This window comes from Alteromonas sp. KUL42, assembly GCF_006538325.1.
Taxonomy (GTDB): domain Bacteria; phylum Pseudomonadota; class Gammaproteobacteria; order Enterobacterales; family Alteromonadaceae; genus Alteromonas.
Window position 1 is genome coordinate 14462 of the sequence record NZ_BJKK01000005.1, and the last position, 24892, is coordinate 39353.

General features: G+C 39.0%; 21 protein-coding genes. 1 reads left to right on the forward strand and 20 read right to left on the reverse strand.

Annotation, left to right across the window (positions count from 1 at the left end; all coding sequences use genetic code 11):
- Positions 1–89 precede the first annotated feature (89 nt).
- The 3 genes from rffA to EYR97_RS08850 all read right to left on the reverse strand — a co-directional run bounded on the left by rffA (position 90) and on the right by EYR97_RS08850 (position 3104).
- On the reverse strand, positions 90–1226 hold the full coding sequence (gene rffA, locus EYR97_RS08840; protein WP_219996017.1) for a dTDP-4-amino-4,6-dideoxygalactose transaminase: 1137 nt from the start codon (positions 1224–1226) through the stop codon (positions 90–92).
- 43 nt (positions 1227–1269) lie between these two features.
- Positions 1270–1662 carry a hypothetical protein gene (locus tag EYR97_RS08845; protein WP_131093483.1) on the reverse strand — a complete coding sequence of 131 codons (393 nt, stop codon included), beginning with the start codon at positions 1660–1662 and terminating at the stop codon, positions 1270–1272.
- 143 nt (positions 1663–1805) lie between these two features.
- Positions 1806–3104 (reverse strand): hypothetical protein, encoded by a 1299-nt coding sequence (locus EYR97_RS08850; protein ID WP_131093484.1) that lies wholly within the window; start codon positions 3102–3104, stop codon positions 1806–1808.
- 278 nt (positions 3105–3382) lie between these two features.
- Between EYR97_RS08850 and EYR97_RS08855 the strand changes: the two genes are divergently transcribed.
- Positions 3383–3832: a hypothetical protein gene (locus EYR97_RS08855; protein ID WP_131093485.1), complete on the forward strand. Its 450-nt coding sequence runs from the start codon at positions 3383–3385 to the stop codon at positions 3830–3832.
- 16 nt (positions 3833–3848) lie between these two features.
- Here EYR97_RS08855 and EYR97_RS08860 read toward each other — a convergent pair whose 3' ends face one another.
- From EYR97_RS08860 to EYR97_RS08935, 17 genes are all read right to left on the reverse strand, one after another.
- Positions 3849–4991, reverse strand: coding sequence for a glycosyltransferase (locus EYR97_RS08860; RefSeq protein WP_131093486.1), 1143 nt, complete (start codon positions 4989–4991; stop codon positions 3849–3851).
- Between the two features lie 2 nt (positions 4992–4993).
- A complete protein-coding gene (locus EYR97_RS08865) occupies positions 4994–6061 on the reverse strand; it encodes a glycosyltransferase (RefSeq protein ID WP_131093487.1) in 1068 nt (355 codons plus the stop codon).
- Positions 6048–7040, reverse strand: coding sequence for a lipopolysaccharide biosynthesis protein (locus EYR97_RS08870; RefSeq protein WP_131093488.1), 993 nt, complete (start codon positions 7038–7040; stop codon positions 6048–6050). Before EYR97_RS08870 ends, EYR97_RS08865 begins: the two co-directional genes overlap by 14 nt.
- Before the next feature lie 259 nt (positions 7041–7299).
- Positions 7300–9249, reverse strand: coding sequence for a nucleoside-diphosphate sugar epimerase/dehydratase (locus EYR97_RS08875; RefSeq protein ID WP_131093489.1), 1950 nt, complete (start codon positions 9247–9249; stop codon positions 7300–7302).
- A 27-nt stretch (positions 9250–9276) separates the two neighbouring features.
- Positions 9277–10455: a DegT/DnrJ/EryC1/StrS aminotransferase family protein gene (locus EYR97_RS08880; RefSeq protein ID WP_131093490.1), complete on the reverse strand. Its 1179-nt coding sequence runs from the start codon at positions 10453–10455 to the stop codon at positions 9277–9279.
- A gap of 175 nt (positions 10456–10630) precedes the next feature.
- Positions 10631–11857: a glycosyltransferase family 4 protein gene (locus EYR97_RS08885; RefSeq protein ID WP_131093491.1), complete on the reverse strand. Its 1227-nt coding sequence runs from the start codon at positions 11855–11857 to the stop codon at positions 10631–10633.
- Positions 11858–11908: 51 nt separating this feature from the next.
- Entirely contained in the window at positions 11909–13210 is a 1302-nt protein-coding gene (locus EYR97_RS08890) for a hypothetical protein (protein ID WP_131093492.1), read from the reverse strand.
- 61 nt (positions 13211–13271) lie between these two features.
- Positions 13272–15170 (reverse strand): asparagine synthase (glutamine-hydrolyzing), encoded by a 1899-nt coding sequence (gene asnB, locus EYR97_RS08895; protein ID WP_131093493.1) that lies wholly within the window; start codon positions 15168–15170, stop codon positions 13272–13274.
- Complete coding sequence (locus EYR97_RS08900; protein ID WP_131093494.1) at positions 15158–16423, reverse strand: lipopolysaccharide biosynthesis protein; 1266 nt, start codon at positions 16421–16423, stop codon at positions 15158–15160. The genes asnB and EYR97_RS08900 overlap by 13 nt, the downstream gene beginning before the upstream one ends.
- Positions 16424–16435: 12 nt before the next feature.
- Positions 16436–17137 carry a DegT/DnrJ/EryC1/StrS aminotransferase family protein gene (locus EYR97_RS08905; RefSeq protein WP_404840961.1) on the reverse strand — a complete coding sequence of 234 codons (702 nt, stop codon included), beginning with the start codon at positions 17135–17137 and terminating at the stop codon, positions 16436–16438.
- A complete protein-coding gene (locus EYR97_RS22330; protein WP_242634964.1) occupies positions 17103–17549 on the reverse strand; it encodes an aminotransferase class I/II-fold pyridoxal phosphate-dependent enzyme in 447 nt (148 codons plus the stop codon). The genes EYR97_RS08905 and EYR97_RS22330 overlap by 35 nt, the downstream gene beginning before the upstream one ends.
- Position 17550: 1 nt before the next feature.
- Positions 17551–18132 (reverse strand): acyltransferase, encoded by a 582-nt coding sequence (locus tag EYR97_RS08910; protein ID WP_131093495.1) that lies wholly within the window; start codon positions 18130–18132, stop codon positions 17551–17553.
- A complete protein-coding gene (locus EYR97_RS08915; RefSeq protein WP_131093496.1) occupies positions 18129–19082 on the reverse strand; it encodes a Gfo/Idh/MocA family protein in 954 nt (317 codons plus the stop codon). Before EYR97_RS08915 ends, EYR97_RS08910 begins: the two co-directional genes overlap by 4 nt.
- 3 nt (positions 19083–19085) lie before the next feature.
- Positions 19086–20363, reverse strand: a complete 1278-nt coding sequence (locus EYR97_RS08920) for a nucleotide sugar dehydrogenase (protein ID WP_131093497.1) — start codon at positions 20361–20363, stop codon at positions 19086–19088.
- A gap of 497 nt (positions 20364–20860) precedes the next feature.
- A complete protein-coding gene (locus EYR97_RS08925) occupies positions 20861–22156 on the reverse strand; it encodes a Wzz/FepE/Etk N-terminal domain-containing protein (RefSeq protein WP_131093498.1) in 1296 nt (431 codons plus the stop codon).
- Positions 22157–22323: 167 nt separating this feature from the next.
- On the reverse strand, positions 22324–23736 hold the full coding sequence (locus EYR97_RS08930) for a mannose-1-phosphate guanylyltransferase/mannose-6-phosphate isomerase (protein ID WP_131093499.1): 1413 nt from the start codon (positions 23734–23736) through the stop codon (positions 22324–22326).
- Between the two features lie 157 nt (positions 23737–23893).
- Positions 23894–24853, reverse strand: coding sequence for a GDP-L-fucose synthase (locus tag EYR97_RS08935; protein ID WP_131093500.1), 960 nt, complete (start codon positions 24851–24853; stop codon positions 23894–23896).
- Positions 24854–24892: the final 39 nt, after the last annotated feature.

The window sequence follows — 24892 nt, forward strand, 5'->3', positions numbered from 1 at the left end:
AATAGTCTTAGAAAGTTAAAATTGATTGTAAGATTTCTGTTTCAGAGCAACGCTAACTTTAATTTACGTATTCAATAAAAAATTAATTTTTACCATTTAGACTCTAAAACTACACTTACGACTTTTTCTTGCTCTGCTAAGCTAATATCAGTGTAGAATGGCAATCTGATAATACGATTACTGATATCCTCTGCTACCGAACATGAATTACTATTGGTAGAAAATTTTCTTCCCATTTCAGAGCGATTTAGGGGTAAGTAATGAAAAACAGCGTTAACCCCTTTGCTATTCCATTCATTCAACAAGCTATCTCTAATTTCTACATCCGGCACTAATAAATAAAACATGTGAAACGGTTGGTAAGCTTCATCAGGCACAAAAGGGAGCTTTACGTTATTATTAGACGCCCAATATTCAAGTTTTTCATAATAGAGATTCCATGCTTTCTCTCTAGAATTTTGGATTTTTTTTGCCCTTTTTAATTGGGCACACAACATTGATGCCAGCAGGTCAGCTAAAATATAACTAGACCCTTTATCTACCCAACTATACTTATCTACTTGTCCTCTAAAAAAGCGCTTTCGATTCGTGCCTTTTTCTAGAATAATTTCTGCTCGTTCATAAAACTTTTTTTCATTAATGATTAGCGCACCACCTTCCCCACAAGTAATATTCTTTGTTTCATGAAAACTCTGAGTGGCAAGATGTCCTATTGTCCCTAAAGACTTATTTTTGTATTTTCCAAATAAACCATGCGCGTTATCTTCGATAACGATTAAATCATATGAGTTTGCTAGATCCATTATTTTGTCCATATCACAAGAAATTCCAGCGTAATGAACAGGAACAATAGCTCTTGTATTCGGTGTAATTAAGTTCTCTAACAAGCTTTCATCAAGGTTCAATGTATCAGGTCGACAGTCAGCAAAAATTACATTAGCCCCGTGCATTACAAATGCCAAAGCTGTGGAAGGAAAGGTAAAAGCCGGAACAATTACTTCATCACCCGGTTGTAGGTTCAATAAAATTGCAGCAACCTCTAAAGCGTGTGTGCAGGAAGTTGTCAATAACACTTCACAGTTTCCACCCAATTCCTTCTTTAAAAGGCTTTGCGCTAATCTAGTAAAGTAGCCGCCACCACTTAATTCTCTGCTAGCTATAGACTGTTCTATATGCAATAGCTCATCAGAACTCATCGATGGCCTATTGAATGGAACTTTTTCCACAGAAATACTCATTATTGTAAACTATAACCTTTAATTTAATGGCCTATCTGATGATCGGGCGCCATAGTAACTGCTTTTCTCCGCGATAGTCTAAGTTCAACTCACCGACCAATTCAAAATCTTCTGAAAAGTCAACTCCCCCAACTTCTAGCACAGATGTAGGGATAGATCGCGAGCCACTTGGTGCAGTCAGAATCCAAGACTGTTTAATAGTCTCTATATCTATTTGCTCAAATAACCATCTAGCAGCAGACTCCGAACCTGAATAACCTCCTAACAACCAAGCCTTTTTCACTGGCATACCATTAAGAATAAACGCTGCAAGTGGTGTCCCACCAGTCATATCAATAAAAGTTGTTTGCTCTCGCCATCCATTGTTAAGTGCCAACGCCTTCAAATTTTCTATATATGTGGCTCTAGGTTTACTAACTTTCAAAATAGATTCGTTGCCTATAAAAGTAATTTTATATGTCTGATCAGACAATGGTGAACCAAGACGGTAAGGAACGTTGTATGCACCTTTTAATACTGAAAACGAGCTACAAATGACCATGAATGAAACGACAATGGAAAACAATTTTACTTTTTGTTCGACTCTAAGCTGTATGAAGCTAAAACAGCAGCTAATCCCCATAAAACATATGCACCGCTACTTTGTCGCATTAAACCATTTGAAGAGCCGAACCCATATGCCAGAGAACACAGAGCAAATGAGGCTATTAGTGCTATAAAATGCTTAGAGGTCGAGCTTAGTTTGAATGAAATTGCTTTTCGAGGTGCACTCACCAGTGCAGATAGACAAATTACGGACAAGATAGATACGCCACCAAGCGCAACCTTTGTTCCTTCATATCGACCGCCTTGCCAGTGATGTAAAGTATTTAAGTCCCACCACGCGATCATGGTCGCCCAAAGTAACAAAGCAAGGTTTAAACACCCCAAATACCTATCGAAGCGCGTTGTGAAAAAGTTGTGAAAAATATTGATTAACCCCAGAACTAAAATTACATAAATTGAATGACTCAGGTTTTCAAACAAGAAGATTGGAATATGGATAATATCCTTCGCAGCGTTTGCTAATACTGTAATAAGCTTAATAGACCCACTTAATTTATTGGCGTATTCAGTTGCTTTATGCATGTTAGTAATGAAGCTAAATAGCCCATTCTCAAAAAAGTAGGCATGTGAAAGCATAATGACAGACACAAAAAGAGCTAAATGTAACAATATTCTCCAACAGTCTTTTCGCAAAGTTGAAAAGTAAATCCACAGAAATACATTCGCTCCCAATATTACTGCCGTTGTTGGCTTTGTGATAAATGCTATAGTCAAAACTAAGCCAAGCAAAAATAAGAAAAATAACTCATATTTATAAGCTCCCTTTCTTTTCGTTGCGCAAACTAACTGAAGCGTTATCCCAATTGAACATAAGCAACAAACCAAAATTAGCCAATTATATGAAGGAGAAGGTAGCCACGCATAGTAATAAACCAGTGCAGATGAACACGCCGCCGATAGCCATAATGCCCTCTCGAGTCGAGAGACCTTCACAGTTGTAAAGCATTGAATATACTTAATGGTAGAAGTGACTAAAAATATAGCAGATAGCGCTAAACTCACTACACCAAACGCTCTGAATAGGCTAATGTTTTGATTCACCATTGCCCATACGATGCCTGTGTAGTGATGAAAGTGACTTGTAGTTAAAAAATCAATTTCACTATGATTAACACTAACTAAGTAAAGGCCTTCATCGGTAACGTCAAGTCCCCTATCTAAGTTTAGTAACATCAATACATAGACGCTTAATGTTGCTAGCAATGCGGAGAAAGTAAGGATGCTTTGCCAATATGGGAACGCTATTTTTTTTATTGTCATACTGCTGCACTAGTTAAGAATACCAAGGCATAATAACATTGCTTTCAACTGTTTTTAACTTCGAGCGCAATTGGAGGCTAAACTAACGACTTGACTTGAGATAAAATTCAATAAGTGCAGAAATATTCCTAATAAGTTTTTTTGTATACTTATCTTATTTAATTCTGGTCTACCAAGCTATCAATGCTCGTCCCTTTCTAGTGTGTTTAGTAAAAGAAATTGTTAGTATTTAGTGCTCGATGATTTAGTTATATTTGATTAATTGATTTTACAAACCAATGAATAAACAATTTGTTATTTTTCTATCTCTTTTTATAATAGTTGCATATACGTTTTGGGGCGCAGACAGACCCTTTGCAGAGGCTCGTGTAGAAGGCATTCTCCATGAAAAACTCCCTGAATCTCCTACAGTTACACTTGCCTCAGAAGCAGTATATAACCCTTTGAATAGCGGGGGTTCACTAGAATTTAAAACAAGTGACAGTAACAATCCACGAGATAAAGCATCATATGAGTTTGCCGATATCAACGCAGATTATTGGATAGTTGTTGGCGACAATATGCAGTCGATGAGAATCAAACGCATAGATAAGAGTGTTCCTTATGCCAGTTGGCCCTACAGTAATAATTTCGCTGTTCTCTATGGTAGTGGCGATGTAGCAAAACAATTTAATGAGAAATTTCCAATCGGAACTATTCTAACTTTGAAAGCTGAAACAAATACCTAGAGCACAACTTTTTATACTATGTCGACGTCGCATCAACCTTGCTAGCAGTATCCTGCAATTGTTCTTTTGAACAATCTAAAAGCGCATCTATAGATTGATGAAAACGCTTTGCAGAGAACTTATCGGCTTGCTTTTCACAATCTTCTCGCATTGAAGCTGCAGTATCCTTAGAAAGATAATTAACGGCATTTATGATATCTTCATTTGTGGGATCTGAAGGGCACAAAACTCCCGTTTTATTTTCTACTATTGTTTCTAATATCCCACCTTCAGCAACACCTATCACAGGCTTACCTGCGGCCATTGATTCGACGGGAGACATACCGAAATCCTCATTCATCGGCAAATAAATACTAGCAGTGCATCTTCCCATAAGATCTATCAGAGTTGATTGATCGCACCAGCCTGTAAAATGAATGTTTTTGGCTCCCTTTGCGAGAGTTTTAAGCCTTTCCAGTTGCGAACCTCCAGACGCTATAATTAAGTTTTTTTGGGGCATTTTAAGAAAAGCTTCAACAATTAGATCAACTCGCTTGTACGGCTCCAACCTAGCGGTAGATAGATAAAAATCCTCTTGTCCCATCCACTTAAATTTATTGGTATCACATGGAGGATAAATAACTATGGATTTAATCCCAAGATAATGTTTTAGGCGTTCTTGTACATTACGTGAATTTGCTATGACCAAATCCATTTTACCAATAGCCTTTTCATATTGTGGCTGAAACCATGCTATCAGACATTTAAGTAGTATTTTTTGCCACAGTGGCGCTGTCGACAGGTAGTGTGCTTTAAGATCGTAAACAAATCTCGGAGGCGTATGACAATATAAAATGTTAACTTTGCCAATGTGATTGTGCACTGCAAGCGGAGTATTCGAGCCGGAAAACACTACTTTTTCGTAGCGATTAATAAAACCTGTTTTGTACTTAAATAACCAGCTAGTTTTGATGGTTTGCCAACCGAGTATACGGGTGGATTTACCCAAAGATATTAGCTTTTCAGCTTCTAAAGGCGCTTCTGGGAAATTATCAGAATTGATAAACCCCACAGATAAGTCCATGTCTTCTCTACTTTTGACCAATTGTAATGACACCGCCTCAGCCCCGCCATTAACAAACAAGAAGTCATACATCAGCAAATGTTGCCTTAAGGCCATTCCTACTCCGAATTAGTTAAAACTGTCGTCAATGACTGGTAAAACAATTCAGCATCAAATTGACGCGCATGCTTCTGCCTAAATGTAGCCTCTTCGTCATCAACTGATAAAGTATCTATGGCGTGACACAAGTCATCCATAGTAAAGCCCGGGTTGAGTAAACTCCCACAACGAGGGTCTGTTACTGTTTCTAATATTCCGCCTTCAGCCACCGAAATGACAGGCTTACCCGCCGCCATCGCTTCTACTGGCGCAATACCGAAATATTCATTTTTAGGCAAATATATCAATGCTTTACTATAATTATAAAGCGTTTTCATCTGCGATTGCGATTGCCAACCCAAGAAGTGAATGTTTTTACAGTCAGCATATTTGGCCTTCATTTCCTGTAATAAAGTCCCTCCACCAGCAACAAACAAGGTATGCATTGGCCGCTTCTCAAACGCTGCTAGAATAAGCTCTACTTGTTTATTAGGTTCTAGTCTGGCACTTGAAAGAAAGTAACCTTTGGTGGGGCAATGCTCTAATCCACCGACTTCTACAGGGGGATATAGCACTTCCGCATCAATCCCTAAATATTGCTTAAAGCGCTTTTGAACACTATGAGAATTCACAAATACTCTATTTGATTTAGCAACCGCCTTTTTCAACCATTGAGTATAGAGCTTACACATTCCCCTGAATACTAATGCCTTCAACCTTCCGTGACTCGCACTCAATTGTTCATAGGTTTCATGAACAAAACTCGGAAAGGTATGAAAATAAATAACGCCTATTTTATGTTTTGGCTTGTTGATCATCATCAATGGTGAAAATACACCTGTCAATAACCAATATGGAGCGTCAGTCCTAGGCTTTTGAGAGCGATAAAAAGACATCAAAGACCATGTGGGAAATTTGTGTTGCTTGAAAGCGTGATTATGGCTATTGATACGCTCGTGCCCATTCAATGAAGTAAACAAAGCGGGATCAGCCCATGCAGTATGCACAGTAATGTCCAAGTGTTGACTTATTTGAAGCGAAACTTGTTCTGCACCACCATTGGCAAGAAAGTGATCATACCAAAACATTATTATCTCGATTAGTTGTCTTATGACTCTTAAGATAAAGCACAAGAAGTAATGTCATTGAGGTCTCTGTAAGAAGGCGGCTATAAACAGCACCGTATACTTCCAACAATGGGATGAGAAGTAAGTTAAACATTACATTTACAGCCAAACCTATAAAGCATATCTTCATGTACTGTTTTTCTTTGTGCTGTAGAATCATATAGCTTGATACGATGAGATTTATGACAAGAGGATACAACGTAGTCAACAGCGCAAGGATTATCTCGTAACTATTAAGATATTTTTCAAACATGGTCACCAGTAACCATTGACCAATAAACATCCAAAGCAGCTGCCCTAACGCTACCAGACTAACCAATAAAGCGATGTATCTTAATATTGAAACATTCCCACGATTGTTAGCAACGATTTTCTCACCGCGAAGTTCCTTCGCATATTGATTAAAAAAGAAATAACCTATGGGCGTTAAAAGCATAACAGATGCATCGAGAATCTGTGTAGAAAGAAAGTAGTCGGCAGCCTTTGCTTGATCAATGTCAAAATGCCGCAAAAACACTATATCCACTTTCAAATAGGCCACGGTGGCAAATTCAATCAAGAAAAATTTGAACAGTGTGTTTGTATCGCGAGTTAATATTACGCAACGCCTTTTCAATAAATGAATGAAAAAAGGCAATTTAAGAAAGTGCTTTCCATTTTTTGGGAAGAGTATAGAAATGGCAACAAGCGAACTTAGTAAGGATAAAATAAACAAATCCAAATAGCCTATGTCTACTTCTGCGTAAATATAAAATAAGCATGCTATAAGCCATAGTAAGCGGTGTAGAGCGGTTGCGATGCCATCTTTGAAATAATCACCAAGACCTCTATTTACATGATTAATGGTCAATAGCCAATTAGTGACGACAGCCGTTAAAAAACAACACCAATTTGCGGTTCGATTAACAGTAAGATACAGCACACTAGCAGTAATGTGCATTGCACTAGAAAATAGGTAAAAGAAACTCGTTTTAATACAAAAATGTTTTGCAGACTACAGGCTTTTAAAAGTGTTTCTTTGTGCCCAAAATTAATCACCATCACAACCAAGGCAATAACCGCAGTATAATAGCCGTAGGTTGCATAATCAGGTTTACTGAGATGCGTAGAGAATACTATGAGAAGAGCATAACTCAACGCTATATTTAGTGCGCTTCCAACGCTATAAATTGTAAACTTAGCGCGCACAGAACTACTTCTTAATTTATTGCTTTAATCAATTGATTCTTGGATGTTCCCAAGTTTGTAACATTTGTCACTGCTGGCTCGTTATGTTGACACCAAAGCAAATCTTGCAGCGATGACTGAGGGTTATACCCAGCCTTAGCATTAATCAATATCTCCCTGACTTTGTCCATTTCCCCTAATTCAAGTGCATTATCTAATGACGATAATAATGTATTAAGCTCGTCTTCAAACAAATAGGCCTCATTTGCTTTCATAATTCGCTTGTGGGGAGTACCTTCGACGTTATCACCAATGAGTAGCTCTTCGTAGAGCTTTTCGCCAGGCCGCAATCCAGAATAGACGATTTCTATTGCACCATCAGGATTTTCTGGACTCTTAACATCAAGACCCATAGATAAAATCATTTTTTCAGCTAAATCACTTATCTTGACAGGTTTGCCCATATCAAGGACGAAAACATCTCCCCCCTCAGCCATTGCTCCAGCCTGAATGACCAATTGAGCCGCCTCTGGGATTGTCATGAAAAAGCGAGTTATTTCTCTATGAGTAACAGTAACTGGACCTCCAGACTGAATTTGACGTTGAAATAAAGGAACAACAGATCCAGAGGACCCTAATACATTTCCAAATCGAACCATGCAAAAAACGGTTTTCTCGGATTTTTTGGCTAATGACTGCAAAACCATTTCCGCTAACCGCTTCGAAGTACCCATGACGTTGGTTGGACGCACGGCCTTATCCGTTGAAATTAATACGAAATGTTCAATATTATTGGCAATAGCTGCTTCAGCGAGTATTTTGGTTCCCCACACGTTATTTCTAATACCTGCTACGGTATTAAGCTCAACAAGAGGGACATGCTTGTAAGCTGCCGCATGATAAATGGTTTGGATATCGAACTGTGTTATTACTCTATTGACCAACTGGCTATCTAAGACACTTCCTAAAATCGGTTTAATTGTAATTGATGGAAATGCACGGGCCAATTCTTGCTCTATGTTATAAAGATTGAATTCACTTAACTCAAATATTACTAGTGAAGAAGGTTTAAGTTCTGCAATTTGCCGGCATAACTCAGAGCCAATAGAGCCCCCAGCGCCTGTCACCAGTACTCGCTTTCCACGTATGCACTTATTGAGTAGTTTTTGATCTGGCTGTACCGCATCTCTGCCGAGTAAGTCTTCAATTGCGATATTGCGCAATTCACTTATTTTACACTTACCACTTACTAGTTCTGCAGAACCAGGGATTGTAAGCACTTGAACTTTAAGCGCCTCTACGGTTCGAATAATGCTCTTTTTCTGAACTTGTGTGCAACTTGGTATGGCCAACAGTACCTTGTTCGCATTATATTGGCTCACGAGTTTTTTGAGTTGGCTAGGATGATGTACTTTGACTCCAGCAACAAAACTTCCTTGAATATCAGGCGCATCATCTACAAAAGCTATGGGGTTAAACTCTGCCCCACTGCGCAATGCCATACATAATTGAGAACCGGACGCTCCTGCTCCATAAATAATGACTGAATCTTTATCGTTAATGTTCTTGTTACTTATCAATTCACGAACGAACAATCTCGAACATGTAACCATAAAATACAGTAAAATCACGTATATAAGAGGGATTGAACGCCAAATATTTGCCGCAAATAAGAAGTTCGATGCAACTAATATAGCTCCGGATATAACGGTCCCCGTAGCCACCAAGTACAATACATTAGTATCTAAGTAACGAATAATAGTGCGGTAAAGCCCTATTCGATACCAGACAATTAATGTCGATAAGAGTGTTACAGCTAGGGTAGAAAGTAGTAATGGATTATACCAGTAGTCCAAATTACCTTGGCGTAAAAAGTGCGCAAGATAAAATGCAATCACTATCAGAGTACAGTCTACCATTAAGGCAATTGCACGCTTCCAAGTACGGGAAACTTCTAACAACTTAAATAGTAGTATCTTCATTACATATACCGTTTCTGAAGCTATTTACTAGCTATGAAATGCTTGGCTAAATACAGACTCAACCACTCTACAAGTGGTTTGAATTTCTTGTTCTGTCAACGTCGGATGAACTAAAAACATTAAACTGGTTTCACCCAGTCGCTGAGCAACTGGTAGTCGTGTTTCTGGACGCCACCCTGTACCATTGAACGCCTTCTCTAAATAGACCTCTGAACAACTTCCCGGCATACACGGCACTCCTTGAGTGACAATCTCTTCTACTATTTTGTCACGAGACCAACTTTCATTAAGGTATTCGGGCTGAACAAACATATACAACTTGTACCAGGCATGCTCAGTGTCTGAGTTTAATTTAGTTAAACGAACACCCAAGAAACGTTTGGCTACATCACTTATTCGCTGTACATTGTGACATCGAGCGCGATGCCAGTCTGACATTCTCTGTAACTGAATTAGGCCAATAGCAGATTGCATTTCCGTCAATCTCCAATTTGTCCCGAATGTTTCATGGAGCCAGCGAAAACCTGGTGGATGTTGGCGTTCGTAAACCGCTTCAAAGCTCTTACCATGATCTTTAAAAGACCACATTTTTGACCACAGTTTTTTATCATTGGTGGTCACCATGCCGCCTTCACCACCCGTCGTCATTATTTTATCTTGGCAAAAAGACCACGCTCCCACATGCCCAATAGACCCAACAGAACGCCCTTTATACTTTGCTCCATGCGCTTGGGCACAATCTTCAATCACGTAGAAATTGAACTTGGCAGATAACGCCATGATATCTTCCATGGGAGCAGGCATACCGGCGAGATGCACAACAATTACTGCTTTAGTCTTACTCGTTACGGCTGGAGCAATCGTTTCAGCGGTTATTGACTGAGTATTTTCATCTACATCAACGAAGACCGGTGTTGCTCCCGCAGTTACCACAGAAGAAACCGATGCTAAAAAGGTACGAGGTGTAACTATGACTTCGTCTCCAGGCCCCACATCCAGCGCTTTCAGGGCCAGATCTAACGCTAGGGTTCCATTGGCCACAGCTACTGCGTATTCACAGTCACTCCATGCAGCGAAAGCTTTCTCAAATTTTCGACCTTGTTCGCCTGTCCAATAATTTACTTTATTGGACAGCAGTACTTCTTGTACGGCATTTGCTTCTTCTTCAGTGAAACTAGGCCACGGGGAGAACGGAGTATTTAACATAATGGATTATAGAATGCGCAAATTGAAAAACGACGAACTAATACGACTATAGTAAACTATCTGAGGAGAGGTTAAAACTTATAAATACTGCAACTTATCCATGTTGGCCGCAGCGTTTTGGAAGGGCATAAACGAGCAGAAAGTACAAGCGCTGAAAGTCACATTATACCCAAACTCACTTTTCTAGAGCTGTATTGTAACGCAAGGTTCTATTGATAAGGTTATTCCAGTCTAAACTAGTCTCTGAGACTTTTTTTGCCCCTTCTCCCATACGTTTGAGCGCAGTTTCATCATCGAGTAGTTTTTCAAGTGAATGGCGATAACTATCTACCGAAATTTCCTTAGCTTGATGAATTACAATATTGCCATGCAAATTGAGATACTCAATACTTTGCTCACCAGTATTCCCGCACACCAATGGCAACCCCATACTTATAGCTTGCTGCCAAAGAATTGACTGGCTAGCTGGAAAAACTGCAATGTCTGCTATTGCAAGATGTTCATATACTCCCACTTTATCTTGCCATCCAGCAAAGTATATATATGGATTATCTTTAGCTTTATTTTTTAGCATTTGATAATAGCCTTTATCATCTTGGGCAGATTGTCCAATAATAACCAAGCGCACATCATTACGTCTAAGTGAATCCACCGCATCAATTAAAAGTTCGGTCTGCTTTCTGGGCTCGAGTTTACCACCGGTGAAGATTAATTTCGTATCTTTGGTGTGATTATACGCCTTCCGAAGGTTAGCTAGGTTTAAAGATTGTCTCGCTAATCGTCCTAGGTCAACATCAGCCCCTAAAGGTAAAACTTCCATCTCACTAAGCGGAACTTTATAAACCTCATGCAGAAACTTTTTGCTTCCAGGAACAATTGGAAAAATGCATGAAATATAAGGGCGAGCTTTGTCTAGGCACCACTTTCTAAGTAAACCATGAAGAACCTTTAAACTCAGCCAATTCCTCGCTGAGTTACTGTAATCTGCATGATAGTCCATTATCATTCTTACACTAGGGTGCTTTTTCATATATGACGTCGCTTCAAGCATGTTAAACATAACGTCATGAACATATATTAAATCTGGCTTTTCCTGCTCCAAAATTCTCTTGATTGATGTATAGCGACGCAATTTATTCATTATATTCCATGAGTATCTTAACTTGATGATTTTAGCCTTTCCATCGTAGTAAGTTTTTGCAGGAATATTTTTGTTGTGCTTTCCCGAATAGTAGTCGAAAACCGACTCGTATGTTGAACAGATGACTGTTACATCATGACCGTATTTAGTATAGTATTTAGTCAGTAGATTTTCTTGATACTCAAGGTTTTCATTATAAAAATCGCACAGCATTATGATTTTCATAGGCCTAGTAGGTAATGCTTTACTAGTTGAACTCATGTTATTCTCTATATTGCCTCAAGTTTATACATCTAAATCTACCTAACATTACTATTCACTAGCACCACGATTTCTAAATAGGATGATAATAATGACAGAAAATAAGAGGCCGTGGCTTGTTATTGAGGTCAGTAAATCACTATCAGTTAGTGCTGTTTTGATTGGTCCAATAGTTAATGCTAAAGCCATCCATAAGGGAATTCCCTTCCGACAGAAAACATTAATAATCCGCACGATATAACCTAGAACAAGTGCGTAAATAAAGATGCCAAACCATCCAGCGTGGGCATAGCCCGCACTTACCAAACCATTATTTGCAGCCAGATCCTCATTTTCCAGAGTAATTCCAACCACATAAGGAATTGGCCTATCGTATGGATATTCGAATAATAACGAGAGTGCTTCATCTGACCAATAGACCATAGGGTTTTCAGAGAAGAAGCTAAACCATTCGAACGTCATACCTGCAGGGACATAAAATGTTCTTCTAATTAACATAGCCGCTGGCATTTCAATACCATAATACTTGTAGATGGTGTAAGCCAGTACAATAACGATGAAGATAACCATTGGGAGCGTTGCCAAATTATCCGTTCTTCGAAAATAATACCAAACTCCAATAGACATCAATGGTAAAAATAAAATTATCTTATGAGTCGTCACCCCATAAAAAAAAACTTGGATAATTAGCAATAGCACTAATACTAAGAATTGTCTTTTGTACAATGAATACACGATTAGAAAAATAATGAAAAACTTCTGCACCCATAAATTTAGATAGGCGAGAAATCCCACGTCCACTATTTTAGAATTGGCTTCTCTAAATAAATAGACTTTATTAGGATCGAAATTAAGAGTGGAAGCGCCACCTGAATAAATAAACCAAGTAATCAAAAAGGCAACTAGTATCCAAGATATTATCAGAAGGAAAATTCGACTGTTCTTGATAGTTGGAAAATATGGAGCTTTTATAATCCTTGAGCGACTAAAAATGAGCAAGATGAAAAAAGCAAACAATGTAGCCGCCAATGGCTCAATAGGTCTCTGTACATCCATTCCCCATACACTCGTAATAGGCGCGATCAATATTATGACTGTAAATAGTAAAAAAAAGTCAACAAATTCAATCAAGCGGCCACGTAATGTGACGCTACAGAGTAAATAACAGAGCCAAGAAAGAAAATACTGGGTAGGATTATAATTATATTTAAACGATAGAAAATGCTCTTCATAAACAGGGTTAATAAACCCCAAATAAGCAAGATCGAGCGCTCCTCTCAAAAGAGCCATGGCCATCAATAAAACAGGAAAGCTGCTATAATCTAACTTTCGTTTTGTTAACGCGGTGTTCATATTGCCAAACCCCAATACGGCTTAAACTCTACCGCTCGCGTCTTAGAATGAACTGTCATTATTAAACATTCTGTCGTTCAATAAATAATTTATACCATCGGCAATAGTTTACCCAGCGCCACACTTGCCAACTGAAGTCTTTCTCACCTGCTATAATTTGGTCAAACTCTTGAAGCATAATTTTAGTGTTTATAAAGGGAATGTTCTCAGACTCATTTAACCACCGGCGAACCGTTTCCTTCATACCCATTAACCAATCCTTTTCAGGAGTACTAAACCCCAGTTTATCTCTTCTATCTAAAACATCATCTGGTACTATACCTCGCATTGCATCTCTAAAAACATGCTTGGTTTCGCCTTTATCTGAAATTAAGAACGGCTCGGGCAATGAAAGTAAAAGCTCTGCAAACCGAAGAGTTAAAAATGGCACTCGACTCTCTATTGAAAACGCCATTGCGTTTCTATCAGCATGGCGAAGTAAAGCGGGCAAATTCCTTCGAGATAATGTGTATTTCAAATAGGAAGTCACACGCCTACCTTTAATTGATGCACTAGGCTTTATCCTATTCTCTTTTGCTACAACGCCTTGTTGTATCAAATTAGCCATATTCAACCACGCGGGCTTTGCCCCTTTCCCACTGAGTTGTCGAAAAGAGCTATATACAAAATCAGGAAGTAGTACTTGACCAAGATATGCCAAACCTTGTTTAAGGCTTCTGTTTGGCCATTTTCTCCAGTTATTAAGAAATTTCACTGCACCAATTACTTGTCCATTATCAAGTAGGCTTTTTAAACGCTGTCCTGGGTATCCATCATATCCCGCCAATAGCTCATCTGCTCCTTGCCCATCGAGAGTTACTGTAATACCAGCAGCTTTAGCTAAACAAAAAACACGATACTGAGCATATATGCTGGTTGAGCCAAAAGGTTCTCCTTGCACCTTAATCATCTTATCAAGATCATTGGCTAACTCGTGCCCAGTAGCTACTACTTTGTTTGGCTTCCCTCCAATAAATGCGTTAACTCTGTCAACCCATTTTTCTTCTGACAGATCACTATCTTCGGCTACAAATGAAAAAGTATGGATATCAGCTTCTGGAGCAACTTTACGCATTGCACACACTGTTGATGAAGAATCAATGCCGCCTGACAGCGCAACGCCTAAAGGAACATCAGAACGAAGTTGCAATCGAACGCTATCTAAAAATGCAGTTCTTACTTCAGTAACAGCCTGCTCATAGGTCATATTACTTAGAGGAACGTCCTCAGCTCTCCACCAAGTAGAAACATTGATAGAGCTAGTATCGCCAACTTTCATTGTCATATATTGAGCTGGGCGAAGTTGCTTTACTCCATCAATGAAAGTATCGCTATTGGAGTCATATTCACCATAAACCAGATAGTCATATGCTCTTTGAAGATTGGGTTGTGCAACTTCCTCACACAATGCCAGCAAAGATGGTAATTCAGAAGAATAGACAAAACAGTCTTTCTCTGCGCGATAGAAAAGAGGTTTGATACCAAACGGGTCACGAGCACAAAACAGAGTTTTGTCTTGCGTGTCAAATACTATAAAAGCGAACATGCCATCTAATCGCTGCAAACATTCCTTTCCCCAATGAATAAAAGCTTGAAGCAATACTTCTGAATCTGACTGAGTAGTGAATTCAATACCTTTTTCTTGTAGCTCACCCCTTAATTCTAAATAATTATAAATTTCACCGTTAAAAACCATCGTATAACGGCTGTCAGGAGTAAGCATTGGCTGATGACCACCACTCGACAAATCAATTATAGAAAGTCGCGTATGACCGAAAACTACCGTTTCACTATCACAAGGAAGCAATACATAACCATTGTCATCTGGACCTCTATGTTCCATTTTATCCAGAGAAGCCTGTATTTTTTTTTCAAGTTGGTCTGACGGCCTACTCCACCAACCGCCGCTTATTCCACACATGTCGTCATCCTTTTGGAAGCCAAGAGAATAATACACAAATAAATACCGTAAAGTGCGACATCTTGAATAACGAAAGCGACGAGAAAGTCCATTATTGTCCAATCACTTACAACAATTAATGTACTTGTAACACTGACGAAATACATAGCCTGCCAGCACACGCCAAGCTTCACGTTCCGTTCAAGAGTTAGGACCATAGACAGCGGTGAAACAATAAAACGTACAGCAATAGAAAAAATAAGAATTGAAGCATACTGACCTGCAACGCGCCAGGCCTCACCGAAAACTAAGCCAAAAACAAACTCCCCAAAAAAATAAATGACACCAACAAAGGGGATAGAAGCCAATAACAACCGGCGAAGAACCAACAGGACAAAAGGGTAAACTTGACGGTGGTCTTCTGTTGATATCTTCTGCAATAGAACTTGTGCTAATGCCTGAGATACCAAAGCCAGTGGCCCACCGATATAACGATAGGTGAAATTAAAAAAGCCAGCTGTAGCCACATCAAAAAAACGTGAAATAAGGAGAACTGGAAGTTGCATTGATGCACTATCTAACAAGGCCCCTGGTGTAGACCAAAGGGGGAAATTTCGATATCGCTTTGCTAGCGCAATACATCTAACCACAGAAGTCACATTCTTCTTACGACAAGACCTAATCAGATGCTTTAGCACCACTATTACTGCAACTATCTGGCCCAAAACATGGCCTAATATCAACCCTAATCCGTTAACTTGTAGTGGTGCTGCAACAAGGTTAATACTCACGTTACCCGCACTTTGTGCGACTTTGGCTTTAGAGATAGCGGCATACCGTTTCAGCCTACTGTGCCAATAGTTGCAACTTTGAAATACGCCAACCAAAAACACACTTACTGGAACAAAGTACAGCCAAGGTTTTATATCCTGATTATCTACAAAATCAGCGATATCTTGATCGAACAAAAGTACAAGAACCAGTGCAACCATTGATATAAATGTAGCTACTGAGATAGACAAGGCGACTAAATGATTAACATCTTTATCTAGTTTTGGTTGAATTATAGCTAACTCATAACGCGCCGTTGCAACAACGGAAACAATAGAGACAATTGCAATAAAAATTCCATATAACCCAAACTCTTCCGGCGTGTAAATTCGGGTAAGAATGGGACCAATTGCGATGGGGATTGCTTGCGCAATCGTGGTACCCGTTATCAGTGTTAACACATTACGTACGAATTCACTTCGGGGTAGTAAGCGATTCAACATGGATGAAATACCTTATCCATCACAAAGAAGAGTGTCGCAAATTAGATTTTGCTCTTCTGGGCTTAGATAAGGATGCATGGGTAAGCTAAACACTTGTTTAGACAATTTTGTGGCAATAGGGAATGACTGTTTTGAGCTTACTTCATTCGCAAACGCCGTTTGCTGATGCATACAAGTTTTATAGTAAATCATACTTGGTATACCTGCATCCTTGAGCTTTTGAATATCCACATTACGCTCATTAGACACCAATGTGTACTGAGCCCAAGAGCTAAAGTAGCGTTCTGGCAGTTGCGGGACCTTATACTTTTTGCCCAAGGCTTGACTATAACGTGCTGCAATTCGGTTACGAGCATCTAGTTCATTTTCAAATACAGAGAGCTTTTCAAGTAAGATAGCTGCTTGAATGGTATCAAGGCGACTATTCATTCCAATTCGAACATTGTCGTATTTGTCAGTACCTTTACCATGAATAGCATATGAACGAATTAGCATGGCTAGTTCGTCACTATTCGTAAATAGAGCTCCGCCATCACCATAACAACCAAGAGGTTTGGCGGGAAAAAAGCTGGTAGTTGCTATATCACCAAAACAGCCTGCACGTTTGCCATTGATGTTTCCGCCAAAGCCCTGCGCAGCGTCTTCAATAACTTTCAATCCAAACTCATTCGATAACATTTCAATTGCAGGATAATCGGCAGGTAAACCAAACAAATCTACTGCAATTATGGCCTTTGCCTTTAGCTTTTTTTCTAATAAGACTTGCTCTAGTTTTTTTACGCAAATCAGTAGTACAGATATTAAAACTAGTAGCATCCACATCGACAAAAACAGGCGTAGCACCCAAAAAGGCTATCGCTTCTGCGGTCGCAAAAAAAGTAAACGTAGGGCAAAAAACCGCATCACCAGGCTTCACACCGATCGCCATAAGTGCCAATTGCAATGCATCAGTACCATTCGCGCAAGTAATAGCATACTTGGTGTTAACAAACCGAGCTAGTTGGAACTCAAGATCTTGTACTTCTGCACCCAAAATATAGTTGCCATCATCAAGTACACTTTGTATTCGAGCATCAATTTTTTTCTTGAGGTAGTCATATTGGCGTTTTAAATCAATAAATTGCAACTCAGCCCTCTTTACTCAATTGTCCATCATTCAATACGTAAGTTACTCCAGAGTGTCGGCATTTACACTTTCCATTACCCGTAATAGGTAATTCTAACTGTTCACCAAACTCACTCATCCAACCAACTTGATTGGCAGGAACCCCCACCATCAGGGCGTATGCTTTAACATCTTTATTAATGACTGCACCCGCTCCGACAAAGGCATACTCATTGATTGTTACACCACATACAATGGTACAATTGGCGCCCAACGTTACTCCGCGTTTCACCAATGTCTGTCGATACTCATTCTTGCGTTCTATACCGGAGCGAGGATTATATACATTGGTAAATACCATGCTGGGACCACAGAAAACCTCCTCTTCTAAATAAACACCATCATAAATTGACACGTTATTTTGCACTTTACACTTGTCACCAACATTTACTTTATTGCCAACAAACACATTTTGTCCCAGAGAAACTCCTCTTCCGATACGCGCACCTGCGCAGACATGAGTAAAGTGCCAAATTCTAGAGCCATCACCTATAAAGGCACCATCGTCGATGATAGCGCTCTCATGTACATAGTAATTACTCATGAGCGAATGATCTTATTTGTAAATGGATGCAATTCCTGTTCAGTACCTTTTATGATTGGACTATTACGAATACAGTTTACTGTTTCAATGCAATGACGCGCGTCTTCGATACCATATCCCTCACCAGCTAGGATTTTTTGATAACTAACAGTATGCAAATCAGTAAAGCCTCCAGAGAACTCTATCTCGCCTCCATCAACCGTGATAGAGCGATAGGTAGGTTGCTTGCCTTTCACGACACCAGGCAAATCTTTTGCATCAATTGACAAGAACCAACGCACTCTCGCTTTTTCATATTCTAGAAAACCCGATGCTTTATTCTCATTCATAATGTGCACATCGTTTCTTTGCAATTTACCAAAAATGAAATGCAGCATATCAAAGAAATGGACACCAATATTAGTTACTATTCCATAGGATTTACGAGGATCTCCTTTCCAACTTTCCATGTACCACTTACCTCGAGAAGTGATATAAGTAAGTTCAACTTCGTACTTATCGCCGCTTTGCTGTTCTGCTACTTTATTCTTCAAGTCAATTAAGGCTTGATGATGACGCAACTGTAAAATGTTGAATACTCGCTTACCAGTTTCCTTTTCTACTAGCACAAGCTCATCTAAATCTTCTAATGAAGGAACTAAAGGCTTTTCACATATAACATCACACCCCAACCGCAAACCTGCGGTGATATGAGAGAGGTGTAGATAATTTGGAGAGCAAACACTTACAAAATCTAATTTGGTACGGTCATCTCGCTTCAATCGATATGCATAGTCGTAAAAGCGTTCAAAGTCAGTGAAAAACTCGCTGGCGGGAGAAATACTATCAATAATGCCTACAGAATCATTTATATCGTAGCACACGCTCAAATGATTATTGGTTTCCTGAACTGCTTTCATGTGGCGTGGTGCTATATAACCGGATGCACCTATAAGTGCGAAGTTTTTCATCTGTTACAGCCTCAAGTCTGAATCATGAATACCAAACACGTGTTTGACGTCATATACCACATGGTTTTCTTTTCCTAGGGCTCTTACTGCATCAATCCCCATTTTCTTTGTTTCACTATGATCGACGGCAAGAATTAAAGCATCATAAGTTCCCAACTTGAGTTCTTTTATTAATTCGACTCCATATTCATGCTTAACTTCTTCTGGGTTTGCCCATGAATCATAAACATCTACAGACATGCTGTAATCTTTCAACTCCGTGACAATGTCAATGATTTTGGTATTTCTGACATCAGGACAGTCGCCTTTGAAGGTAAAACCCATAACAAGGACTCTTGCTTCATCTATGGTTATTTTTCTGCTAGCGAGAGCTTTGACTAGTTGAGTGACAACATACATTCCCATACCGTCATTAATACGTCGTCCCGCTAATATAACTTCTGGGTTATAACCAACCTCTTTTGCTTTGTAAGTTAAGTAATATGGGTCGACGCTAATACAGTGTCCACCAACTAGTCCAGGTTTAAATTTTAGGAAATTCCATTTCGTTCCTGCGGCATCGAGAACTTCTTCAGTATCGATATGCAATCGATTGAATATTTTTGCAAACTCATTAATAACAGCAATGTTCAAATCTCTTTGTGTATTTTCAATTACCTTTGCAGCTTCTGCTACTTTTATTGAAGAGGCCTTGTGTGTTCCCGCAGTTATGATTACCTGGTATAACTCATCCACAAAAGTAGCGGTTTCCTCATTAGAACCTGATGTAATTTTCGTAATAGTCGTTAATGTATTAACTTTATCCCCTGGGTTTATTCGCTCAGGAGAGTATCCCACAAAAAAATCTGTATTAAATTTAAAACCACTAATATTCTCAATGATAGGTATACATACTTCTTCTGTGGCTCCTGGAAAAACAGTAGATTCGTAAATGACTACATCATTCTTTTTAAGAATTTTTCCTACAGCCTCAGATGCTTTTTTCAAAGATGTAAGATCTGGCGCATTATTCTCATCAATTGGCGTTGGAACAGTAATAATGAAAACGTTCGCACTAGCTATATCAGATAGTTCACAGCTGTATGTAAGTTTGTCGAGGGATTTCAAAGTTGCCGGCTCAACTTCTAGTGTGGAATCAATTCCATTATTAAGTTCTTGAATTCTCTCTTCACTAATATCAAACCCTATAGTCCGAAAATACTTTCCAAACTCTACAGCAAGTGGTAACCCTACATAACCTAGCCCAACAACAGCCAATGTGGATTGAGATAAATCTTTCATACTTGGTTTATCCTGAATACCCTTACGTATAACCACTACCAGATGCCTTTAGTATCTAAGTAATTCCGCCTTCTGGCTTTGTACTAGCAAAGTCATTGTGAACCACCAGCAGCACATAAATGCCCCTCGCGCATTCCCACTTCAATTTTTTACTATTTCTAGTCCATTCACCGAAGAAGAGCTTGCTGTAATATTGGGTTCAAAGGCATATTTTCTCTCTTATCTAAATATCATTATAAACCGCAAACAGATCGCAATTCATTAACCTTCTTTTCAATGATTAAATTCGTTCAAGCTCGGGAAGAATTATAGGGAGTGTGTGAGTATTACTCGTTGTTGGTTTCTTGTCGCTGGTAGCCTTTCGCTTAGTCGGTGAAATACCATCTACAATTAACGTAGTGAGATATATGGATAGACTATATTCTTTTCAGATAACTCTATAACTGACTAAGTTATCTTTGTTTGTTCATACACGAAACACTCTCAAGAAACCAGTCTTAACTAGGAAGTAACTTTCTCCTTTCTAACGCGGCCATAAGTAAACAAATAATAGCTCCAATAAAACACCCAGCGAGCGTACCAATCACTACAATAACCACATTATCGGGCGCATATGCCTCACCGCTTTGTATGGCTGATTTAGCAATAGTTATCGGCATTGTTCCAGCCTTGAACTTCAGCTGTACACGTTTTAGCTCTCGAAGTTTTGATTTGATTTCAGTTAATTCTTCAATATGATTATCGTCTGAAACCCTACTCTTAAGACTTTCTAGTAACTTATCGTCTTTAATGCGTTGAATTTCGGATTCAATCTCATTTAGCGCTTCAACATAAAACTCTTGGTTTTTACGACTTTCTAAAGCTTCGATCAACGAATTAAGGTAAGTTGTCCCCATAAGAAAAAGAGGAAGTGAAAAGTTTTCTGAAATATTAACATTTGTTAGAGGAATATCCCTTTCGGTATTACCAAAGTCACTTATTGAAGTAGGTAGTTTTATGTTTAGCTTTTGGGCAATTTGTAGTGCTTCTTTTGCCTCTAAAATTTGAGTTACATTATTTTTCTTACTTTTTTCCAAAACCAAATCATATCTTTGGTGTAGTTGAGATAACTTTAGAGAATTTGCTTCTTCCAATAATGCAATCTGACGCTGGCGTTCTAGTTGAGCAGCTTCACGTAAGGCAATCATTCGCTCATTTAGCTCTTCTACTTTTATTGCTCTAATCGCATTAGATTGCGTTGATATCTCTGATAGCAACCCATCTGCTGTGAACTTTACATACTCATTCAAGATATTCACTAAAAGTGCTTCATCAGTGTGGGTAAACTGAATACTCACTTTTGTTGGGAATTGAAGATCTGGAGGGTTTGTAGACTTCTGCTCTAAAACATTGAAAAAGAGGCCACTGACGCTTTTAGAAATTAAAATGCTTTCAGATTCCGTCGCTTCTGGGTAAAGCTGCTGTAATAAGTTATTTTCTTTAAGGAAGCTAGTAAAGTTATCGACAGCTTTTAACTTGTTAAAGAATCGGAGAAATACATCTTCCTTGTCAAATTCTATGAGTGAATGGTTTGTTAACTCAAGTACATCTGCGTCAGTAGGTAACGAAAACTCTACAGAACTCGAATATTCTTTGGGTAAGATTAAAGATAAAATAATAGACAATAAAGCCCCTATGAAGGTCACGAATACTAACGTTTTCCACCGACCTTTTATGTCAAATATCAGGTCTACTAGGTCAACTTCATCTGAGTTGAGTTCTACTCCATTTTTTTTAATTTCTTGTTGAATCATTTTTTTGCTTCTCACTCATTATAATGGCAGTGAATCTAAGACAAAACCTGCCATAAATAATAAGGGTCCCCAAAATATAAAAGGGGGCAGATATAGCATAAAGTCTCGTAGTATGTTGAGAGCATCAATTTCATATTGAAGATACTAGTAACAAATTCTGCTCTTAACTATGTCTGTGAAGGGGCGCGACCATACCTATCGGAGAAGCGCACTATATCATCTTCCCCTAAATAGCTTCCAGACTGGACTTCAATAAGTTCAAGCGGTATTTTCCCTGGGTTTTCCAAAGCATGTATGGCACCAATAGGGATATACACAGACTCATTTTCTGTAACTAACTTTGTATTATCATTGATAGTGACATTGGCACTACCTGACACTACAATCCAGTGCTCAGCTCTATGATGGTGCATTTGAACAGACAGCTTTTCACCTGGCTTGACACAAATACGCTTAACCTGAAATCTTGAGCCATTGTCAATGGAGTCATAACTACCCCAAGGGCGGAAAACTTCACGGTGAAATTCAAACTCTGGACGTTTTTCCGATTTCAATCGGTTTACAACATTTTTAATACTTTGTGCATCATCTTTATGCGCCACCATTACAGCGTCTTTTGTCTCTATCACAATGACGTCGTTCAACCCAATCACTGATACAAGACGCTGCTCAGCATTAATATAACTGTTGTTTGTATTCTCTAATATTGTGTCACCAACACAAACATTTCCATTATCGTCCTTTTCTGCAGTTTCCCAAAGTGAAGTCCAACTACCAACGTCACTCCACCCAGCCTCAAGAGGAACCATGGCAGCACTGGAGGTGAATTCCATCACTGCGTAATCTATTGAATCATCAGGGCAGGTAGTAAATATATTTCTATCTACTCTGATAAAGTCCAGATCTGGTGTTTCTGTGTCAATTGCTTGTTCGCATACTTCGAATATTTCAGGGCTATGTTTTTTAAGCTCTTCAAGATAACGACTAGCCCTGAACATAAACATGCCGCTATTCCAATAATACTTACCTGATTCTACATAAGATTTGGCCGTCACGGCATCGGGCTTTTCAACAAATTCATCAACGATAAAACCCACATCTAGCGCATTCCCAGATTTTATGTAGCCATATCCCGTATGAGGTGCATCAGGGACAATGCCGAAAGTAACCAAATTACCTTGATTTGCAAGTACTTCAGCCTTCTTGATTGCGGTATGAAACGCCGCTTGATCTTTAATAAGATGATCTGCTGCGAGTACCAGTAGTAATGGATCCTCTTCATTTTTAGTAGCATGAAGCGCAGCCAAAGCAATTGCAGGGGCAGTGTTGCGACCAATCGGTTCAAGCAAAATGCCACTGTGAGAAATGCCTTTTTGGCGCAACTGTTCAGCTACCAGAAATCGATGATCCTCGTTACAAATAAAAATAGGGTCCTGTGCTCTAATCCCATCTAACCGCATCACGGTATCTTGTAACATAGTATTTTGTGAGGTTAAGGACAAAAACTGCTTTGGAAGGGCGGCGCGTGATTTAGGCCAAAGTCGACTGCCAGAGCCTCCAGCTAACACAACTGGTTTCATAGAATATTCCTTTGTAAAATGAGGGCAGAGTGCGTCCTAACGAACAATAAAATACTGAGTATACAAACTAACAGCACTGTTTTAAACGAACAAAAATAAATAAAGCAGTTTACAAAACTACTCATTATGCAAAAGCTGCGAAAATATAAGTGAAGGTTTATTTTGACACTGAACATTCATTGTTCAAGTACCATTTATACGTTGCCATTAACCCTTCTTCAAGATTGTGTTTAAATGACCAACCTAGCGCCGTGATTTGCGAGGTATCCATTAATTTTCTCAGCGTGCCATCTGGCTTTGAGCGATCCCAAACTATATCTCCTTGAAAGTTAGTTACTTTAGCTAGCGTTAGCACCAACTCTTCAATGCTATAATCTCTACCTGACCCCACGTTTATATGACTCATCATCGGTTGTGTTAGTGAATCATACAAATTACTATCGGCTTCTAACACATTAATGCACGCTAGTGCCAAATCATCTACGTGCAAGAAATCACGTCGTGCCTTGCCACTACCCCACACGATTACTTCATTATCACCTCGTTGTGCAGCTTCATGAAATCTGCGCAGAAGACCGGGGATTACGTGAGAGTTCTTGGGATGGAAATTATCGTTTGGTCCGTAAAGATTAGTCGGCATTACTGATCGATAATCACGTGAATATTGACGGTTGTAACTTTCACACAGCTTAATTCCAGCAATTTTCGCAACTGCGTATGGTTCATTGGTTTTTTCGAGCTGCCCAGTCAAAAGCGCACTTTCAACGATTGGTTGCTCAGCAAATTTTGGATAAATGCAACTAGACCCCAAAAAGAGTAATTTTTGTACGTCGTGTTTATGCGCCTCATGTATGATATTCGATTGAATCATTAAATTTTGATAGATGAATTCAGCAGGATATGTATCATTTGCATAAATACCCCCGACCTTACCAGCAGCTAAATATACCTCGTCAATTTGGTTATGAGAAAAAAAGGCTCTGACTTCCTGTTGCTGTGTTAAATCCAGTTCACTTCTACTTCGAGTAATAATATGTGTTCTTGGTCGTTTTGAAAGCTCTCTTACTAATGCAGAGCCAACCATTCCTTGGTGTCCAGCTATAAATATCGTTTTCATTCTATTCACTCAATACGTAACTTGAACTACTCTTGCATA

What these genes read in the sequence shown, in the direction of transcription:
- EYR97_RS08850 (WP_131093484.1), bottom strand. Translation starts at nt 3,104, where the DNA reads ATGACAATAAAAAAAATAGCGTTCCCATATTGGCAAAGCATCCTTACT.
- EYR97_RS08855 (WP_131093485.1), top strand. Translation starts at nt 3,383, where the DNA reads ATGAATAAACAATTTGTTATTTTTCTATCTCTTTTTATAATAGTTGCA.
- EYR97_RS08860 (WP_131093486.1), bottom strand. Translation starts at nt 4,991, where the DNA reads ATGGCCTTAAGGCAACATTTGCTGATGTATGACTTCTTGTTTGTTAAT.
- EYR97_RS08865 (WP_131093487.1), bottom strand. Translation starts at nt 6,061, where the DNA reads ATGTTTTGGTATGATCACTTTCTTGCCAATGGTGGTGCAGAACAAGTT.
- EYR97_RS08870 (WP_131093488.1), bottom strand. Translation starts at nt 7,040, where the DNA reads ATGCACATTACTGCTAGTGTGCTGTATCTTACTGTTAATCGAACCGCA.
- EYR97_RS08875 (WP_131093489.1), bottom strand. Translation starts at nt 9,249, where the DNA reads ATGAAGATACTACTATTTAAGTTGTTAGAAGTTTCCCGTACTTGGAAG.
- EYR97_RS08880 (WP_131093490.1), bottom strand. Translation starts at nt 10,455, where the DNA reads ATGTTAAATACTCCGTTCTCCCCGTGGCCTAGTTTCACTGAAGAAGAA.
- EYR97_RS08885 (WP_131093491.1), bottom strand. Translation starts at nt 11,857, where the DNA reads ATGAGTTCAACTAGTAAAGCATTACCTACTAGGCCTATGAAAATCATA.
- EYR97_RS08890 (WP_131093492.1), bottom strand. Translation starts at nt 13,210, where the DNA reads ATGAACACCGCGTTAACAAAACGAAAGTTAGATTATAGCAGCTTTCCT.
- asnB (WP_131093493.1), bottom strand. Translation starts at nt 15,170, where the DNA reads ATGTGTGGAATAAGCGGCGGTTGGTGGAGTAGGCCGTCAGACCAACTT.
- EYR97_RS08900 (WP_131093494.1), bottom strand. Translation starts at nt 16,423, where the DNA reads ATGTTGAATCGCTTACTACCCCGAAGTGAATTCGTACGTAATGTGTTA.
- EYR97_RS08910 (WP_131093495.1), bottom strand. Translation starts at nt 18,132, where the DNA reads ATGAGTAATTACTATGTACATGAGAGCGCTATCATCGACGATGGTGCC.
- EYR97_RS08915 (WP_131093496.1), bottom strand. Translation starts at nt 19,082, where the DNA reads ATGAAAAACTTCGCACTTATAGGTGCATCCGGTTATATAGCACCACGC.
- EYR97_RS08920 (WP_131093497.1), bottom strand. Translation starts at nt 20,363, where the DNA reads ATGAAAGATTTATCTCAATCCACATTGGCTGTTGTTGGGCTAGGTTAT.
- EYR97_RS08925 (WP_131093498.1), bottom strand. Translation starts at nt 22,156, where the DNA reads ATGATTCAACAAGAAATTAAAAAAAATGGAGTAGAACTCAACTCAGAT.
- EYR97_RS08930 (WP_131093499.1), bottom strand. Translation starts at nt 23,736, where the DNA reads ATGAAACCAGTTGTGTTAGCTGGAGGCTCTGGCAGTCGACTTTGGCCT.
- EYR97_RS08935 (WP_131093500.1), bottom strand. Translation starts at nt 24,853, where the DNA reads ATGAAAACGATATTTATAGCTGGACACCAAGGAATGGTTGGCTCTGCA.